Origin of the sequence: Mycobacterium pseudokansasii (assembly GCF_900566075.1) — a bacterium.
Classification (GTDB): domain Bacteria; phylum Actinomycetota; class Actinomycetes; order Mycobacteriales; family Mycobacteriaceae; genus Mycobacterium; species Mycobacterium pseudokansasii.
Window position 1 is genome coordinate 1,954,492 of sequence record NZ_UPHU01000001.1, and the last position, 18,745, is coordinate 1,973,236.

At 66.5% G+C, this 18,745-nt stretch carries 7 protein-coding genes; 4 read left to right on the top strand and 3 right to left on the bottom strand.

Annotated features, from left to right (window positions below; translation table 11 throughout):
* Positions 1–122 precede the first annotated feature (122 nt).
* The 3 genes from EET10_RS08995 to EET10_RS09005 all read left to right on the top strand — a co-directional run bounded on the left by EET10_RS08995 (position 123) and on the right by EET10_RS09005 (position 5,460).
* On the top strand, positions 123–818 hold the full coding sequence (locus EET10_RS08995; RefSeq protein ID WP_036405979.1) for an LppX_LprAFG lipoprotein: 696 nt from the start codon (positions 123–125) through the stop codon (positions 816–818).
* Positions 819–1,206: 388 nt separating this feature from the next.
* A complete protein-coding gene (locus tag EET10_RS09000) occupies positions 1,207–3,705 on the top strand; it encodes a PE family protein (RefSeq protein WP_122502072.1) in 2,499 nt (832 codons plus the stop codon).
* Positions 3,706–4,014: 309 nt separating this feature from the next.
* On the top strand, positions 4,015–5,460 hold the full coding sequence (locus tag EET10_RS09005) for a phosphoinositide-specific phospholipase C-related protein (RefSeq protein WP_036406079.1): 1,446 nt from the start codon (positions 4,015–4,017) through the stop codon (positions 5,458–5,460).
* A gap of 262 nt (positions 5,461–5,722) precedes the next feature.
* Here EET10_RS09005 and EET10_RS09010 read toward each other — a convergent pair whose 3' ends face one another.
* Both EET10_RS09010 and fadD28 read right to left on the bottom strand, forming a co-directional pair.
* Positions 5,723–8,341, bottom strand: coding sequence for an MMPL family transporter (locus EET10_RS09010; protein WP_280177810.1), 2,619 nt, complete (start codon positions 8,339–8,341; stop codon positions 5,723–5,725).
* A 181-nt stretch (positions 8,342–8,522) separates the two neighbouring features.
* Positions 8,523–10,265 carry a fatty-acid--AMP ligase FAAL28/FadD28 gene (gene fadD28, locus EET10_RS09015; RefSeq protein WP_036405977.1) on the bottom strand — a complete coding sequence of 581 codons (1,743 nt, stop codon included), beginning with the start codon at positions 10,263–10,265 and terminating at the stop codon, positions 8,523–8,525.
* Positions 10,266–10,797: 532 nt separating this feature from the next.
* On the opposite strand from fadD28, the gene pks2 reads away from it, so the two are divergent.
* Positions 10,798–17,133, top strand: coding sequence for a sulfolipid-1 biosynthesis phthioceranic/hydroxyphthioceranic acid synthase (gene pks2, locus EET10_RS09020; protein WP_122502073.1), 6,336 nt, complete (start codon positions 10,798–10,800; stop codon positions 17,131–17,133).
* A gap of 261 nt (positions 17,134–17,394) precedes the next feature.
* Here the strand turns inward: pks2 and mtf2 are convergent, their stop codons facing one another.
* Positions 17,395–18,204 carry a fatty-acid O-methyltransferase Mtf2 gene (gene mtf2, locus EET10_RS09025; RefSeq protein ID WP_051490712.1) on the bottom strand — a complete coding sequence of 270 codons (810 nt, stop codon included), beginning with the start codon at positions 18,202–18,204 and terminating at the stop codon, positions 17,395–17,397.
* Between the last annotated feature and the right edge of the window lie 541 nt (positions 18,205–18,745).

An 18,745-nucleotide genomic window follows, 5' to 3' on the forward strand; every position in this document is an offset into this window, starting at 1 on the left:
GCCGGATCGGTGAACGTCGTCGCTATCATGCCGCGCTGTGGTGGCTTGGCTGGTCTGTGTGTTGGGTCGGTGCCGCACGCGTCGCGAGCGGTTCGGGCGAAACATCATCGAGAGGATGAGCAATGAACGATCGGAAACCGCCGGTGACTTTCGCCCTTGTGCTGGCGGTGGCCGCCGGGCTGGTGCTGTGGCTACCCGGCTGCGCCGCTGACAAACCCGAATCCGAGGCGCACAGTTCGGTCAGCACGACGAGCGACCCCGCACTGGTGGCCGAGGTCAAGCAGTCGCTCGAGGCGACAAAGGCCTTGACGAGCGTGCACCTGGCGATTCGAACGTCCGGGAAAGTCGACAGCTTGCTCGGTATCACCAGCGCCGACGTCGATGTCCGGTCCAATCCGCTCGCCGCGAAAGGCGTGTGCACCTATCAGGGCCAGCCGGACGTGCCGTTCCGCACTAAGGACGACAACATCTCGGTGAAGCTGTTCGATGACTGGACCAACCTGGGCTCCGTCTCCGAGTTGGCGGCCTCGCGGGTGGTTGACCCCAGCAACGGGGTGGCGAAGGTGCTCTCAGGCATCACCAATCTGCAGTCGCAAGGCTCGGAGGTGATCGACGGAATTCCCACCACCAAGATCAGCGGAACCGTCCCGACGGACACCGTCAAGATGTTGGATCCTGCAGCCAGGCAGCCGAGGCCGGCGACCGTGTGGATCGCCTCGGACGGGTCGCACCGCCTCGTGCGGGCAAACATCGACATCGGGTCCGGGGCGGTCGAGCTCACCTTGTCGAAATGGAACGAACCGCTTAACGTCGACTAGTGAGTCGACGAGCCACGACCAAACTTCGCTGGGGGCCCGACTTTATCGCCGTAGCCGCAGCGTCGAGTTGCTTGCGGGTGGGTGTGGGCTGCGGCTGTGGCTCGGATTGGCTTGTGTGGGTGTTCTTTTCGTGAACTGGCGGGTTCGAGTGCCCGTGTCGCAACGCCGCCGCGATACCCCTTGACCTCAGAGTGCCTTTCCAGTTGCGCCGATCGGACCTCAGATACGTCGATCCTGCGCTGCGGGACAGGCACTTTCGCCTATCAACACCCCCGCCACAACCGGCGTTCCATGAGAAATCGAGGGTAGGCTGAGCCGCGGCTGGCTGTTGCTGTGAGCCGGTGCTGACGGAGGCCCGTCGGGATGTCTGGCAGGGAGGCTGGCGTCGATGGTGTTGTTGTGGGCTGTTCCTGCCGAAATCATGGTTGCGGTAGCGCAGCTGGACGATATCGGCCAGTGTCTGCGCTCGGCGTGCGCGGCCGCGGCCGGGCCGACGACAGCGGTGGCGGCTGCCGGTGGGGATGAGATTTCAGTGGCGTTGGCCGCGTTGTTGGGTGCTCACGGTCAGGATTTTCAGCGGTTGAATGCCGCGGCGGGAGTGTTTCACCAGGACTTTGTGTCGGCGTTGGGCGCGGCTGGGCGTTCCTATTCCGCAGCCGAGGCGGCTAGTGCATCGCCGTTGGCGGGGTTATTGGCGTTGGTCAATGCGCCCACGGAGGCGTTGTTGGGGCGGCCGTTGATTGGCAATGGCGCCCCGGGTACACCGGGCACCGGAGACGCCGGCGGGGCTGGGGGGCTGTTAATTGGCAATGGTGGGGCGGGAGGGTCAGGTAAGGCCGGTATGGCAGGCGGGTCCGGTGGCGCCGCTGGATTGATCGGAACCGGCGGAGCGGGTGGGGCCGGTGGGTCCTCAACCACCGGGGCCGGCGGGGCCGGCGGGGTCGGTGGGCGAGGCGGGCTCTGGTCCGGACCCGGCGGCGCCGGCGGCTCGGGTGGGAATGCCGGCGCGACGGGAGTGGGTGGCCAGGGCGGTGCGGGAGGCGAGGGTGGACTGTTCAGCGCCGGCGGAGCCGGTGGTTCCGGCGGTTCCGCGCCCAATGGGAACGGCGGGGCTGGTGGCAGCGGTGGAGCCGCAGGAGCACTTGCCGGACTTGTTGGAGCCGGCGGCGGCGCCGGCGGCAGCGGCGGCGCCTCGTCAAGTGGGACTGCCGGAGCCGGTGGTGCCGGCGGCAATGCCGGTCTGATCGGCGGTAACGGTGGTACCGGTGGAACCGGCGGGATCGGGTTCAGTGGCGCGGCCGCGGGGATGGGCGGGACCGGTGGCAACGGTGGTCTGATCTTCGGCGCTGGCGGCGCTGGAGGCACCGGCGGAGACGGTGGCCCGGGCGGGGCCGGCGGGGCGGGCGGTCATGCGGCCCTGCTGTTCGGCGATGGCGGGCCCGGCGGCGCCGGTGGCCTCAACAACAGTGCGCTGGGCGCTGGTGGGGCCGGTGGGCCCGGCGGCATCAGCGGTTTGTTCGGCAACGGCGGTATCGGCGGGGCCGGAGGCGTGGGCATCCTCGGCAATGGCGGCAACGGCGGTTTCGGCGGCCAAGGCGGCCTGTTGTTTGGTGGTGGCGGGGCCGGCGGTTCCGGCGGGCAGGGCGCAGTGAACGGCGGAAGCGGGGGCAACGGCGGCAATGCCCTGCTGCTCGGCGACGGCGGCAACGGCGGCAACGGCGGCCTGGGGGGTACGACGGACGGCAACAGCGGTGCTGCCGGTTCCAACGGGTACCTGTTCAACCAGACGGTGCTCAACGTGATCAACGCGCCCACCGAGTGGCTGTTTGGGCGCCCGCTGATCGGCAACGGCGCCAACGCGCCCGCGGGAAGCGGGTTGGCGGGCAGTCCGGGCGGGTTCTTGATCGGTGACGGTGGTGCTGGAGGGGCCGGCAAGGATGGTGTCAACGGCGGTGCTGGCGGAGCGGCTGGACTGATCGGCGCCGGTGGTTCGGGTGGCGCAGGCGGAGGCTTCCCGACCGGACACGGCGGAGCCGGAGGACCGGGAGGTAGCGGTGGCCTGTTGCTTGGTGCCGGGGCTCCAGGCGGAACCGGCGGATACTCAAACATCGCCGGCGGCGACGGCGGAGCCGGCGGGTCCGGCGGACTGCTAGGCGGCGGCGGCGCCGGTGGTGCAGGCGGCTCGGGCGGGGGTGTTGACGGCACGGGAGGGGCCGGTGGCAATAGCGGGCTGCTCGCCGGTTTGGCTGGTGCTGGTGGCGGTCCCGGAGGCGTCGGGGGCTCCGGTGGCGCTGTCGGCGGAGCCGGCGGTTCCGGCGGCACCGGCGGTTTGCTCCTCGGACCCGGTGGTCTCGGCGGCACCGGCGGCGCCGGGAGTTCGGTAGGGGGCGCCGGCGGGACCGGTGGCACTGCCGGCGTGCTATTCGGTACCGGCGGTACCGGCGGCACCGGCGGGATCAGCCCAGGCGGCGGGTATGGCGGGCAAGGCGGAGCCGGCGGAAATGCCGGCTGGCTGGTCGGTGACGGCGGTACCGGCGGGTTTGGGGGCCATGGCAATACCGGAGGTGGCGGCGGCGACGGTGGCGCTGCCGGCCTGGTCTGGGGTGACGGCGGCGATGGCGGCGCCGGTGCACTCGGTGCCGCCTTCGGCGGGTTCGGCGGTGCCGGTGGCTACACCGGTCAGCTCTTGGGCAACGGTGGCGCCGGCGGCGCGGGCGGAGAAGGCCTGGCAAACACCGGCGGTAGCGGCGGGACTGGCGCCGACGCCGGAATCATCAGCAACGGCGGCAACGGCGGCAACGCCGGCGCTGGTGTGATATTTGGCACGGCTGGTCAGGGCGGCGCCGGCGGGCTGCTCATCGGCGCCGGCGGCCTCAGCGGCAACTAGCCAGCACACCGCCGGACCCTTGCCGCCGGCGCCTGCCTAAAGATCCACCCGCAACCCCGCCGACTCCGAGATCGACCCGACCTTCAAATCGGCCGCATTGGGTGTCGGTAGCCCAACGGGACGTAGGGAGGCGCGGGTGGGAGCGGTTGAGGCTGAGCCGCCGTTGGTCGCTGCGGCCGTTGTTGGCATGCGGATGCGCGGGACCGTCGGGCTGCTGTAGGGGAGGACGGCGTCGGTGGTGTTACTCGATGGCAACGCTTTGAGAACATCGCTAGGTTCGGCGCGTGTCGGCGTGCCAAGGTGGCGCGCGTGCCCTACACACGACGGCTTCAGCGCGCGGCCTTAGCCAGCGCGGTCGTGTTGACGCTGGCGATGTCCGCACCAGCGGCCGCCGACACCGATAACCAACCTATTCCGCCCGCACCCACGGCACCTTGCGATGCCTACAGTCCGGTTGCCTTTCCCTGCGTCGGCACCGGCAAGTTCGCCGACGCCGTCGCTTGGGAATGTCGCCGCCTCCCGGTGTCCGATCGGTGGTGCCTGCTTCCGCTCGCCCACCGGGTAACCCAATCTGCCACCGATGCCTACCTGCAGTCCTGGGTGCATCGCACGGCCCAATTCCAGTACGCGCTGCAAGATTCGTCGTCGCTACACAACGCCCAGTGGCTGGGCACCCACAACTCGTACAACAGCCTCACCGAAGGGTTCACCCTCTCGCACGCGGACTCAAACCAACAGCTGTCGTTGACTCAACAGCTGAACATCGACATGCGCTCCATCGAGTTGGACCTGCATTATGTTCCACGCCTGAGCCAGCTGGGGGCGCGCGCCGTGGTCGTGTGTCACGGGCTCTCACCGGCCCAAGGGAACTTGGGCTGCACCAACGAGCCGACCTTCGCTCACGTGTTGCCTGAGATCGCGACCTGGCTCAACGCCCATCCCGACCAGGTCATAATGCTCTATCTCGAAGACGCGTTGCAGGACGCGGCGGGGTACGCCTCGGCGGTGGCGACCATGGACAGCGTCCTGCAGCGTCCGAATCACACCAGTCTCATCTACCACCCCAACCCTGCCGATACGGGCCCCGACGGCTGTGTCACTCTCCCGCTCAACGTGTCACGTGACCAGGTCCGCCTCCTCGGCGCACAGGTCATCATTGTCAGCAAATGTGCACCCGACTGGTCGGCCGATGTCTTCAATTGGAACCCCGTGGAGGTAGAGAGCAACAAGAGTTCCGGTTACCAGCCGTACCCGGCGTGCGATCCCAATTTCAGCCGCACGGTCTACGACACGAAGATCGTCCGTTACTACGAGGACACGACCTTTCTGTCGAGCCTGGCCGATCCCACCATGCCACCGGTCAATCCCAATGCGCTCACACCGTCGAAGGTGCAGTCGATGACCAACTGCGGCGTCCAAATGTTCGGCTTCGACCAGATACTGCCCGAGGATGGGCGCATCCAGGCATCGCTCTGGAGCTGGGCACCCGACGAACCGCGTGCCAATGCCGGAAGCTGCACCCTGCAGCGAGCGGACGGTCACTGGGTAGCCGCGCCGTGTACCGACGTACACCCCGCGGCCTGCCTCAACGGAAGCACGTGGTCGGTGACGGCGCCGGTAACGTACGCAGCGGCTCCGGCTGCCTGCACCGCCGCCGGCTCGACATTTGACCTGCCCCTGTCCGGGTACCAGAACGCGCAACTGAATGCGGTGGCCACTGCCGGCGGAGGCGCCTGGATCAAGCACCCGATTTAGCGCGGGCGATCAGGGCGGCTAGCCTCGATGTTGCCTGCGGTGGCTCGGATTGGCTTGTGTGGGTGTTCTTTTCGTGAACTGGTGTGTTGAGCACCCGTGTCGGCGGGTCTGCGTTCAGGGGACGGCGCGATGCCCTGCCAGACCGTGGTAAGCGACAAAACATACCCGCTATCCCCAGCGCAGCGCGAAACCCTCCACCACCTCGGCCTCAAGCCCCGGTACTAGGCCAAGTGTCCGATGTCGGGCTGGTGGCCTACGCGTTTCAGCTGTCCATTGCGGGCTCGACGACCGGCGGCTGCTCGGCCGGTTGCTGCGTGCGGTCCCTGCGGATCACGGCCGGGATGAACACGCGTACCCCCACGGTCAGCACACCCAGCCCGATCAGCACAACGGTACCGAGCTGGGTGAGAGCGCCGGGGGAGGCGGCCGACACCAACAGCAGGCCGCCGGCGAAAACGGCACCAAGGCCGGTGAGCGGGGCGACGGCGCTCGGGAGCGCCACGGTCCCCGCAGGTTCGGTGGCGAGAAGAGTGACGACGAGACGCGGGACGCCGACCGCGGCGAGGATGGCGAACGACACCAGCGGAACCGCGGCCTGCAGCTCGCGATCCAGCAGCTGTTGCCACAGCACCACCGAAATCCCGAGCGCCGCAAGGTAGGACGCCGCCACCCCCACACCGACCACGAGACCGCTGACCGCACCGCGCCACCGGCCGATCAGCACCGCCGCCACGAGCATCGTCAGGGCCAGCAGGACGGCATCGTGGGTGAGGGCACCGCGGACGGCTGCGGCTACTTGCGCGGCCCCGGCGACCGTAATCTGGCTGCCGACAAGGCTTCCGTACTTCATCGCCGCGCCCGCGGCTAGTTGGAGCGACTGCACGCGGGCCGCCGCGCCAAAGTCGAGACCGGTCCCGTCGGAATAGACCAACAGCCGGGTCGCCGTGCCGTCCGGCGAGAACATCGATTGCTGTACGTGCTGATACGACGGATCCGCCAGGTCCTTGCGGGTGAGGTGGAAGCCACCCTCGCCGGTATCGGCGAAATCGACGGAGATGTTTTTCAGGAACGCTGACACCTGCACGAGTTGCGGCAGAATTTCTTGGATGCTCGATTCGAGCTTGGGCACGAAGGAGCGCAGCTGGCCCAGCGTAGACCGCATTTCCGACACCACGTGCGGTGTCGAGGCGAAAGCACCCATCGTTTGGCTCGATACCGCGGCAATGCGGTCGGCGCCGTTGGTCAGTGCGGCCACGTTTGCGACCACCAGGTCGAGGGGTCCTACGACCTGGCGCGCTGCCGAGCACAGCTGCTCGTCGGGACAATACGTTGCGCCGGTGATCATCTCCCGCAACGGGTTCAGGTATTGCGAAACCTCCGTAGCTTTGCCCCGCAGCGTCTGCGTGACAGCGAGGACGCGGTTGATGTTCTGCTGTATCTGATTCGCTCCGGCGAGACCGATTCTGACGCTGTTGTCCAGCTCGTCGACTGCGGCGCTGACCTGGTCGATCGTGGCTCCCAGGGACTTGATGGCGTTCAGCTGCGGCATGAACGAACCGGCCCCCCGATTCAGCTGATCGGAAAGCTTTCCCGCCGCGGAGGTGAGCGAGGCGTCGGCCCATGGGACACCGGCCGGCCATGCCGCCGACTCCACCTTGCGCACCCCGGGAATCTCCATCAAACGGTGGCTGAGCTGATCGATGGCGATGAGCCCTGCCGGCTGGCGAAGGTCCGCGGCGGAGTTGACCACCACGACGTCGGGCAGGGGATTACCGGGCAACAGCCCCGCGGTGCTGGTCCCGGCCGGGTTCGCCCGGCCCGCACCGACACCGCACCGCATTCCGGCAACAGGTAGGGCGCAGAGCGCCAGCACCACGGCGGCGACGGCAATGGGATTGCCGAACTGGGGTTTCGGCAACCTGCATGCCCAGCCGGCGCCGGCGGCACGCGGCAATGACAGCGTCCGAGGCCCGGCAAACCCGAGCAAGGCAGGCAGCAGTGTCAGCGAAATCGCAAGTGCCACCACGACATCCGGTGCAGCGGTGCCGACGCTGTGCAGCGCCGGCGTTTGGGCCAGCAGCAGCGGGCCGGTGAACACTGCGACGCATGCTCCGGGTAGGGCTAACCCGGGCAACAGGTCGCGGTAGGCGCGGCGGTCGGTCACCGAAACGTTTCCGTCGGGCCCGAGCCGGGCAGCCAGCAGGGTGGCCGCGGTAATGATGGCGATCGTCAAGACGAAGGCCAGGGTCCCCGAAAACACCGATAAGGCCGTGCTGCTTCGCGGCACCATCGCGGCGAGCGGCCACGCCACCGCCATCGAGACCCCGGTGGCCAGCAACACCATCGCCACCGAACGGGGGGACTGTCGCGAGCGCAGCAGGAGCAGCACGGCGATGAGCGCCGCGGCGGCCGCGATCACCGCACCCTGCCACACCTGCATGCGCAGCGGGATGTCGGTGATGGTCTCCGAGCCCACAATGCGTGCGCGAAGCCCCGGACTCGGCGGTAGTGTGCGCACCAGCGATCGGGCCGCGTCGAGCGAGTCCCGCGCTTTGTCGCTACCGGTCTGGCCCACCAGCCACACCATCGCGACCCCGGACCGGCCGTCGGGGCTGGTTCCCAGCGGCGCGGTAAGGGGGTCCGACCACCAGTCGAGGACCGATCCGACGTGGGCGGTGTCGGCGCGCAGTGCGCTCACCGCGGCGTCATAGTAATGCTGGTCGGCCGGCCCGAGCTGGTCGCGGCCGTCCACCACCAGGTAGGCGATGGCGTTGGTGCCGCTGCCCGGGAACCACTGCGCGATCCGGCTGGTGGCTGCCGCCGTCCTGGCGTCCGCGGGCAGCAGCGCTGAGGCGGTATCGCCGGGTTTCGCGTGTGTCAACGCAAGAACTACATTCGCGATCACCGCTGTCGCAATCCAGGCGGCGACCACAAGGAGGGGGGCGAGCCGAGATCGCCTATGGCTCTCGTCGCCTGGCACGCTCGCGATCGTACTGACGTCGGTGTCCGGGCACGACGTTTTCACACGGATGTACCAATTCTGGGGATGACGGCCGGCCTTGTTAAACGTCTAAGCGAGCGAACTGATCGTGGCGGTATTGCTCGACGCATGCTGCTCGTCTGACCTTGCCGCTGGTGGTAATCGGGATCGAGCCCGGCGCAACCAACACCAGGTCCGCGACGCTAAGGCCGTGCGAAGCCGACAAAGCCGAGGTGACTTCACGCTTAATGGCGCCCAGCCGCTCCATCGCGTCCGGATCCGAGTCGCCGCGCTTCTTGAGTTCGATGATGGCGACCAGCTTTTCGGTGCTGCGATCACTGGGAACCGATATTGCCGCGCAGCGACCTCGAGTGATCTCTTGGATCGTCGCCTCGATGTCGTCGGGAGAGTGGTTGCGCCCGTAAACGATCAGCAGGTCTTTGATCCGGCCGATGATGAACAATTCGCCGTCCCTGACAAAACCCGAGTCTCCGGTTCTCAGCCAAGGACTTTGGGGTGTACCCGGCAGGGGGTTCACAATCTTTGCACCGAAAGTGCGTGCATTCTCTTCAGGTTTTTGCCAATAGCCGTTAGCCACGTTGTCGCCATGCACCCAAATCTCACCGACTGTTCCTTCGGGGCATTCGGTTCGGGTTTCCGGATCGACGATTCGCACAATAGGTGATTGCGGCAAAACATAGCTGACTAGCGCTGTGCCGTCTCCGTTGTTGCAGGGCTTTGCTTCGCCGTCGGTCAATTTTTCAGTTTCGAAATCGACAAATTTTGGCGGATGGTTAGGCCTGCTGGTGGCCACGAAGACAGTTGCTTCTGCCAGGCCGTACGAGGGGCGGATAACCTTTTCATGCAGATTGAAGCGTGCAAATCGGTCGGCGAAGCGCTTGATCGACGCCGGGTGCACCCGCTCGCTGCCACTGAGGATGGTGAGTACTTCGCCGAGGTCATGCCCGGCCATTTCGTCGTCAGATACCCTCTTTGTCGCCAGTTCGAAGGCGAAATTCGGCGCTGCCGAGAATGTGTGGGGAGTGCTGGCCAGCATGTGCAACCACCGCGCCGGACGTGCCAGGAACGCGACTGGGCTGGTCAACAGTGATGGATACCCCCCCAAAATAGGTGCACAAACTCCTAGCACCAAACCCATGTCGTGATAAAACGGCAGCCACGAAACAAGGGTCGAACCTGGCGGGGGGATCCCGTCGGTGTCGGCAAAATAGCCGGCCATCAGCTGTTCGAAATTGGTCCGAAGGTTCTGATGTGTCATCACGACGCCCGCCGGGGTACGGGTGGACCCGGAGGTATATTGCAGATACGCAATCGATGGGTGGTTATCGTCGCCGGCACTGGATCCACTCGCAGAATCCAGGTCCAGTAAATCAACTTCGATGATTGAGGGCGCGGACCTACCAGGCTGCGCCGTAACGTGCTGGGTGACATCGTCGATAACAGAAGATGTCGTGAGAATGGCACCCGGCGACGCGTCCTGTAGTACCGCATCAACACGTTCGTTGGTGGCGCCGCCCTGTGGAACCGCGAGCGGAATCGCGATAACTCCGGCCTGTAACGCGCCGAGAAAAGCGGCGATGTAATCGAGCCCCTGGGGGGCCAATATCATCGCGCGTTCACCGGCCGGGACGCAATGACTCAGCTCTCGTGCAACGTTCAACGTTCGCCGGTACAACTGTGACCACGTCAGGCTTTCCGGGACACCGGCCCAGTCCTTTTCGTAATCGATGTAGGTAAACGCTGGGTCATTGGGCTGGAGCCGGGCGCACGCGCGGAGCGCGGCGGGCAGGGAACGCACACTCATGAGCCATCACGTTACCGTCCGGCCGTCATGACGGCTGTGGGACGGCAGCCGGCAGGGTGTGACCCGGCGGGCCGCAGGGTCACGGCGGCCAATTCAGCGGCACGGCGCCGGTGAGGCAGGTTCAGCCTGCGGACCTGCCGGTCTCTGTACAGTGGCCGCCGGGGAACCGCATCGCAGCGTTTGGCACGCATTGCATCATCTCGACTCGATGTTTTGGACGCCAGGTTGCTGCCCAGACGAAACCAGGCTGGACCGTGACCACCCTCCGCGCAACCGTTGGTCGGCGGTCAGCGATTCCGTTTGCGCTGTTCAGCCGCCAAACCGCGGCCGAAACGCAGAGAATTCGAGTCATTGGTACTCGGGATCCTCTACAGCCGTCTAAGCTTGTCTCTCCGAGACCTGCCTTGGTGTCGAGATCCGGGCTAGGGACTGGCGGAGCGGCGCTGGGGCCAACTCGGCGCCTGTTTGAAAAATTCGGGGATGTCGTCGGGTAACTCCCGTTGAGCTGAGCTGAGACGAGGTTAGAGAGCGAATGGAAACACGTGTCACTCCCATTGCGGTCATCGGCATGGGATGTCGGCTTCCGGGGGGAATCGACTCGCCCGAGAAACTGTGGGAGTCGTTGCTGCGCGGCGACGACTTGGTCACCGAGATTCCACCAGACCGCTGGGAGGCCGACGACTATTACGACCCTGAGCCCGGAGTGCCTGGTCGGACGGTGTCGCGGTGGGGTGCGTTCCTCGACGACGTCGCCGGGTTCGATGCCGAATTCTTCGGGATCAGCGAGCGGGAGGCGATCTCGATCGATCCGCAGCACCGGTTATTGCTGGAAACCTCGTGGGAGGCGATCGAGCATGCCGGCTTGGACCCGGCGTCGTTGGCCGGGTCATCGACTGCGGTGTTCACGGGGCTGACCCACGAGGACTATCTGGTAGTCACCCATGGAGCCAGCGGCTTGGCGAGCCCCTACGTGGTTACCGGACTGAACAACAGCGTGGCATCCGGGCGGATCGCCTACGCATTGGGTCTGCATGGTCCGGCGCTGACTTTTGACACCGCGTGCTCGTCGGGTCTGATGGCGGTGCACCTGGCCTGTCGCAGCCTGCACGACGGTGAAAGCGACCTCGCGTTGGCGGGTGGCTGCGCGGTGCTTCTGGAGCCGCATGCAAGCGTGGCGGCATCCGGTCAGGGCATGCTCTCGCCGACCGGCCGCTGCCACTCCTTCGACGCCGATGCGGACGGGTTTGTGCGCTCCGAGGGGTGCGCGGTGGTGTTGCTCAAACGACTGCCGGATGCGCTGCGCGACGGCAACCGGATTCTCGCCGTGGTGCGCGGCACCGCCACCAATCAGGACGGTCGCACGGAGACGCTCACGATGCCGTCGGAGGACGCCCAGGTGGCCGTGTACCGCGCGGCGTTGGCGGCGGCGGGCGTGGAGGCCGAAACGGTCGGCGCGGTGGAGGCGCACGGGACCGGCACACCGATCGGTGACCCGATCGAATACCGGGGCCTGGCGCGGGTGTACGGCACCGGCACCCGTTGTGCGCTCGGATCGGCCAAGAGCAACATGGGCCACAGCACTGCCGCGGCCGGGGCGGTCGGGCTGATCAAGGCCATTCTGTCCATGCAGCACGGGGTGGTGCCGCCGCTGCTGCACTTCAACCGCCTTCCCGACGAACTTGCCGGGATCGAGACGGGACTCTTTGTGCCGCAGACGGCTACGTCGTGGCCCAATGGCGACGACCACGCGCCGAAGCGGGTCGCGGTGTCCTCGTTCGGGATGTCGGGAACGAACGTGCACGCCATCCTGGAGCAGGCGCCAGCGCAAGCACCGGAACAGGAACCAGCACAAGCACCGGCGGATGCTTTCGCAGCAGTTTCCGCGCCGGCGCTCGAGGCGGGGGAGCCGCTGCTGTTCCCCATCTCATCAAGCTCCACCGAAGGGCTGCGACAGACTGCACGCCGGCTTGCCGAATGGGTGGAAGACCACCAGGACTGTGTGGCGCCGTCGGATGTGGCTTACACGCTGGCGCGGCGGCGCGCGCACCGGCCGGTGCGCACCGCGGTGGTGGCCAGCGGTCTGCCCGAGCTGGTCCAGGGTTTGCGGGAAGTGGCCGATGGCGAGATCCCGTATGAGGCCGCGGTGGGGCAGGGCGACCGCGGACCGGTGTGGGTATTTTCCGGTCAGGGTTCGCAGTGGGCGGCGATGGGCGTTGACCTGCTGGCCAGCGAGCCGGTTTTCGCCGCCACCATCGCCGCGCTCGAGCCGGTTATTGCCGAAGAATCGGGCTTTTCGGTCACCGAGGCCATGACGGCGCCGGAGACGGTGACCGGCATCGATAAGGTGCAGCCGACCATCTTTGCGATGCAGACCGCGTTGGCCGCCACGATGGAGCAGTCCTACGGGGTCCGCCCGGGCGCGGTGGTCGGACACTCGCTGGGCGAAGCGGCCGCGGCCGTGGCCGCTGGAGCGCTGTCGCTGGAAGATGGGGCGCGCGTCATCTGCCGCCGCTCGAAGTTGATGTGCCGCATTTCCGGGGCCGGCGCGATGGCGTCGGTGGAACTGCCTGCCAAACAAGTGAATTCGGAGCTGATGGCACGCGGAATCGACGATGTCGCGGTTTCGGTGGTGGCCTCGCCGCAGTCGACGGTGATCGGCGGCGCCACCGAAACGGTGCGCGATCTGGTCGCACGGTGGGAGCAGCGTGACGTGATGGCGCGGGAGGTGGCCGTCGACGTCGCGTCGCATTCGCCGCAAGTCGACCCGATCCTCGACGACTTGGCCGCGGCATTGGCCGATCTCAAACCAATGACGCCGAAGGTTCCGTACTATTCGGCGACGTTGTTCGACCCGCGCGAGCGGCCAGTGTGCGATGGCCGGTACTGGGTGGACAATCTGCGGAACACGGTCCAATTCGCCGCGGCGGTGCAGGCTGCGCTGGAGGACGGCTACCGGGTTTTCGCCGAGCTGTCACCTCACCCGTTGCTGACCCGTGCCGTCGACCAGACCGCCCGGAGTCTCGACATGTCGGCGGCGGCTCTGGCGGGCATGCGGCGCGAGCAGCCGCTGCCCCTCGGGCTGTGCGGATTGCTGACTGATCTGCACAGTGCGGGTGCAGCCGTGGACTTTTCGGTGTTGTATCCCACCGGCCAGCTGGTCGATACGCCGTTGCCGGCGTGGACCCACCCGCACTTGTTCATCGAAGGCGAAGGGCAGGAACAGCGGGCACAAGGCGCCTGCACCATTACCGTGCATCCGCTGCTGGGCTCGCATGTGCGGCTGACCGAGCAGCCGGAGCGCCACGTCTGGCAGGCTGACATCGGTACCGCGACGTTGTCCTGGCTCAGTGACCACCAGGTGCATAACGTCGCCGCGCTGCCCGGCGCCGCCTACTGTGAGATGGCGGTGGCCGCGGCGGGGGAGGTTTTCGGCGAGGCGTCGGAGGTCCGCGACATCGCCTTTGAGCAAATGCTTTTGCTCGACGAGCAGACCCCGATCGACGCAATCGCGTCGGTGGATGCGCCAGGTGTCGTCAACTTCGCAGTCGCGTCCAATCAGGACGGCGAGAGTACGCGGCACGCCACCGCGACGCTGCATGCCGCCGAGGACGATTCGCTGCCGCCGGCATACGACATCACCGCGCTGTTGGCGGCGCACCCGTCCAGTGTGAACGGCGCCGAGATGCGGGAATCGTTCGCCAAGCGTGGCGTTCAGTTGGGTTCCGCGTTCAGCGGTCTGGCCACCGCGCACGCTGCGGAGGCCGGAGCCGGCACCGTGTTGGCGGAGGTCGGGTTGCCCGCTTCGATCCGCTTCCAGCAGGGCGCCTACCGCGTCCATCCCGCGCTGCTGGATGCCTGTTTCCAGTCGGTCGGTGCTGGCGTCGATGCCGCTGGCAGCGGTGGTCTGCTGTTGCCGTTGGGTGTGCGCAGCCTGCGTATCTATGGACCAACTCGCAATGCCCGGTATTGCTACACACGGCTGACCAGGGCCGGGGTCACTGGGGGCGAGGCTGACCTCGACGTGTTGGACGAGCACGGGACCGTGCTGCTGGCCGTGCGCGGCCTGCACATGGGAACCGGCACGTCCGAAAGCGCCGAGCGCAACCGCGTGCTCAGCGAGCGGCTGCTGACCCTGGCGTGGCAGCAGCGAAACCTGCCCGAGGCCGCCGAAGCCGAGGCGGGATCATGGCTGCTGATCGACACCTCCGACGGCGCCGACATGTTGACTTCCACGTTGACGGACGCACTGAAAACCCACGGCCCTCAGGGCACCGAATGCACCACCCTGCACTTGCCGAGGGAGGCCGAGGCGGCAACCACGCTCGAAAAGCTTGGCAGTCAGCTGCGTGCTCGCGCGAACGACGGTGTAGTGATCCTCTGTGGGCCACGTGGCGGCGAGCCGGGCGAGGAAAGCCTGCTGGAGGGCCGAGAGCAGGTGCGTCATCTGGTTCGGATCATCCGGGAGCTGGCGGAATTGGAGGGTGAGCTTCCTCGCTTGTTCGTCGTGACCAGGCAAGCCCAGTTAGTTCGGTCGGATGACCAGGCGAACCTGGAGCAGGCCGGGCTGCGTGGCTTGCTGCGGGTGATCGGCAGCGAACAGCCGCTGTTGCGCACCACCCACATCGATGTGGACGAGCACACCGAAGTCGAAAAGGTGGCCCAGCAACTGCTGGGAGGCTCCGATGAGGACGAGACCGCCTGGCGCGATGGTGAGTGGTATGTGGCGCGCCTGTGCCCCAGCCCGCTGAGCCATGACGAGCGGCAAACCACCATCGTCGACCACGAACGCGACAGTGTGCGGCTGCAAGTCCGCACGCCCGGCGACCTGCAAACACTGGAACTCGCCGCCTGTGATCGCGTTCCGCCCGGGCCCGGGCAGATCGAGGTGGCCGTCACCCACTCCAGCATCAACTTCGCCGACGTTCTTATCGCGTTCGGAAAGTTCCCCATCATCGACGACCGCGAGCCGCAGTTGGGCATGGATTTCGTCGGTGTGGTGACGGCAGTCGGGGAAGGGGTGGCCGGCCACCAGGTCGGTGACCGTGTCGGCGGCTTTTCCGAAGGCGGCTGCTGGCGCAACTTCCTCACCTGCAACGCCAACCTCGCAGTCACGCTGCCGCCCGGGCTGGCCGATGAGCAGGCGATCGCGGCTGCCACCGCAAACGCCACCGCTTGGTACGGGCTGCACGACCTGGCCGGGATCAAGGCCGGTGACAAGGTGCTGATCCACTCCGCAACTGGTGGTGTGGGACAGGCGGCCATTTCCATTGCGCGTGCTGCCGGAGCGGAGATCTTCGCGACCGCCGGCAATCCGCGCAAGCGTGCCATGCTGCACGACATGGGTATCGAGCACGTCTACGACTCCCGCAGCGTCGAGTTCGCCGATCAAATCCGGCGTGACACCGACGGGTACGGGGTGGATATCGTGCTGAACTCGCTGACCGGCGCGGCCCAGCGTGCGGGGCTGGAGCTGCTGGCTTTCGGTGGGCGATTCGTGGAAATCGGCAAAGCCGACGTGTACGGCAACACCCGGCTGGGGCTGTACCCGTTCCGTCGCGGCTTGACGTTCTACTACCTGGACCTGGCGCTGATGTCCGTGCTGCAGCCCGACCGGGTCCGCGAGTTGCTCACCACGGTGTTCAAACTGACCGCGGACGGTGTGCTGACCGCGCCAGAGTGCACGCACTACCCGTTGGCCGACGCGGCCAACGCCATCCGGGCAATGAGCAATGCCGAGCACACCGGCAAGCTGCTGCTCGACATGCCGCGCAGCGGGCGCAGCAGTGCCGTGGTGTCTCCGGAGCAGGTGCCGGTGTTCCGCCGCGACGGCGCCTACATCATCACCGGTGGCTTAGGGGGCCTCGGCCTCTTCTTCGCCTCGAAACTGGCTGCGGCGGGCTGCGGCCGGATCGTGCTGACCGCTCGCTCCCAGCCAAACCCCAAGGCGCGGCAGGCCATCGAGAGTCTTCGCGCGGCCGGTGCCGACATCGTGGTGGAGTGCGGCAATATCGCCGAACCTGAGACCGGTGACCGCCTGGTGAGCGTGGCAACCGCCACCGGGCTTCCGGTACGCGGCGTGCTGCATTCGGCGGCGGTGGTCGAGGACGCCACGCTGACCAACATCACCGATGAGCTGATCGACCGCGACTGGTCCCCCAAGGTTTTCGGATCTTGGAACCTGCACCGCGCCATGAGCGGACAGCCGCTGGACTGGTTCTGCTTGTTCTCCTCGGGCGCGGCCCTATTGGGGTCGCCCGGTCAGGGCGCCTACGCCGCGGCCAACAGTTGGGTCGACGCCTTCGCTCACTGGCGCCGTGCTCAAGGACTGCCTGTCTGCGCGATCGCGTGGGGTGCATGGGCAGAGGTAGGTCGCGCCACCTTCCTGGCCGAGGGCGGCGAAGTCATGATCACCCCGGACGAAGGTGCGTACGCCTTCGAAACATTGCTGCGCTATGACCGCGCATACACCGGGTACATCCCGATCATCGGGGCGCCCTGGCTACCCGACCTCGTCCGGCGCAGCCCGTGGGGTGAAATGTTCCAATCCGCTGGTCAAGGTTCAAGGGGTCCAAGCAAATTCCGCACCGAGCTGATGTCGGTGCCGCAAGATGAATGGCCCGCCCGACTGCGGCGTCTGATAGTCGAGCAGGCTAGCGTGATCCTGCGTCGCACAGTCGACGCCGACCGCCCATTCCTCGAGTACGGCCTGGACTCATTGGGCATGCTCGAAATGCGTACTCACATTGAAGCCGAGGCCGGGATCCGCCTGTCTCCCAAGGTCATCGCGACGCACAACACCGCGCGCGCGTTGGCCCAGCACCTGGCGGACACGCTGGCCCAGGAAGAAGCGGCGACGCCGGCGGCATAACGGCCGGAGCTTGGTTGGCCCGGGGGGCGACTCGGTAGTCGTCCCCGGCGCCTGCCATCGGTCCGTCAAAATTGTTGGCGGACAACATTGTCGGAGGACGCTCCATGGCGCTGATCGCGGGCGCGCGCGACGTCACCGCCGAGAGGCGGCGCTGTCACCGCGACGCAGCATCAGCGGTTTCGATGATGAGGCCTGGATCAGCCTCTGGTTCAACGGTATCCCGCAGGACGCCTGCGGTCGGTCAATGTCTCTGACGCCGCCTCAGGCTTTGGCTAGGCAGTAGACGCGATAAGAGAATCCCCAGCTTTTCAGGGGATGTGTGGTCTTGCCATCCACTGCGAAAAGCTTTGCGTATAGGCCCCGTAGCAGCCGCGGCGTATTGCGATCGTAAAGCTCCTTCAGTGACGGCGACAGTTTCTCGTATCCGCGCAGGATCTCATCATTGACCTCGGTCTGCGCAACGATTCGCATCGGCGCGTTGGCCAGCGCCGTCTCCCAGGCGGCGATGCCAAACGGGAGCCGGAAATCGGTGTACAGGAAATGGCCTCCCGGACGCAGGACCCGCGCCACTTCGCCGAGGAAACGGGCGAAATCCGGGTAGTAGAGCGAGGATTCGATGTTGATCACGGCGTCGAACGATTCGTCGGCGAATGGCAGGTTCTGGGCATCGCCCTGCACGAAATCGAGGCCGCGAACATGGTGTTTCTTCTGGCAAAACGCAATGCCGGCCGGGTTCAGGTCCAATCCGGTGTAGGACGCCGGGTGCAGGGTACGCGTGAGGTATGAGGCTCCGCCGCCGTGACCGGCACCCACCTCCAGCACCCGTTTGCCGGTGAGATCCACCTGGGTCGCAACACGGTGGTAAAGCTGGATGGAGTACCGGTCGGGCTCGTCAGAGGGCTCCAGCGGTATCGCCATCGGTGGATCCTCTTCATAGCCCATGTTGAGGAACACCAGCTCATCGGTGGCGACGCGCTTGGTGAAGGAGGGGTAAATATACTTCTGGGCCTTCTGATTCAGCTTCCAGCCGACCGGAAGAACCACGTCGTACACGCGGTCTTTGAGTGCCATATGCGGAGTATGACAGGCTGCAGGTCAAGGTCCAAATGGTCAGCTCGATGACCGCCAGAGCGGTCTGCCACGCCGCCGCCGCTGTGTCCGATACTGATACCACCGATACCGCTGATACTGCTGATACCGCCGCCCTTGAACGGTTGGCGCAACGGCGGCTGATTACGTCAGCCGCACGCGTCAGCGGGGCTCCGGGCTGTCTGCGCCGCGCGTTGTGGGCGACAAACTCGTTGCGCCCGTGAGGGTGTCACTGTGAGACGGGCGGAGTGCTTACCGGCTCTATACAGCGCTTGTCAAGCTACGCGACGGCAGGTTGATGCATGCGATCAACCTGCCTGGCCGCGCACCGATCTGACCGCACCGCCAAGCCACGGCTCGTCGGCCGGACGATGCCGGGGCGGTCGGCCGGTCGGTCGGTCAGCCGCTGACCGACCATGTCGGGGGCATCCGGCTGGCGCGCCCAGAGTCGTCGAGAATGACCACAGCGTCATTGTCGACCGTACGATGAACCCGCAAAAATATTCGGCAACAGTGCAATTGG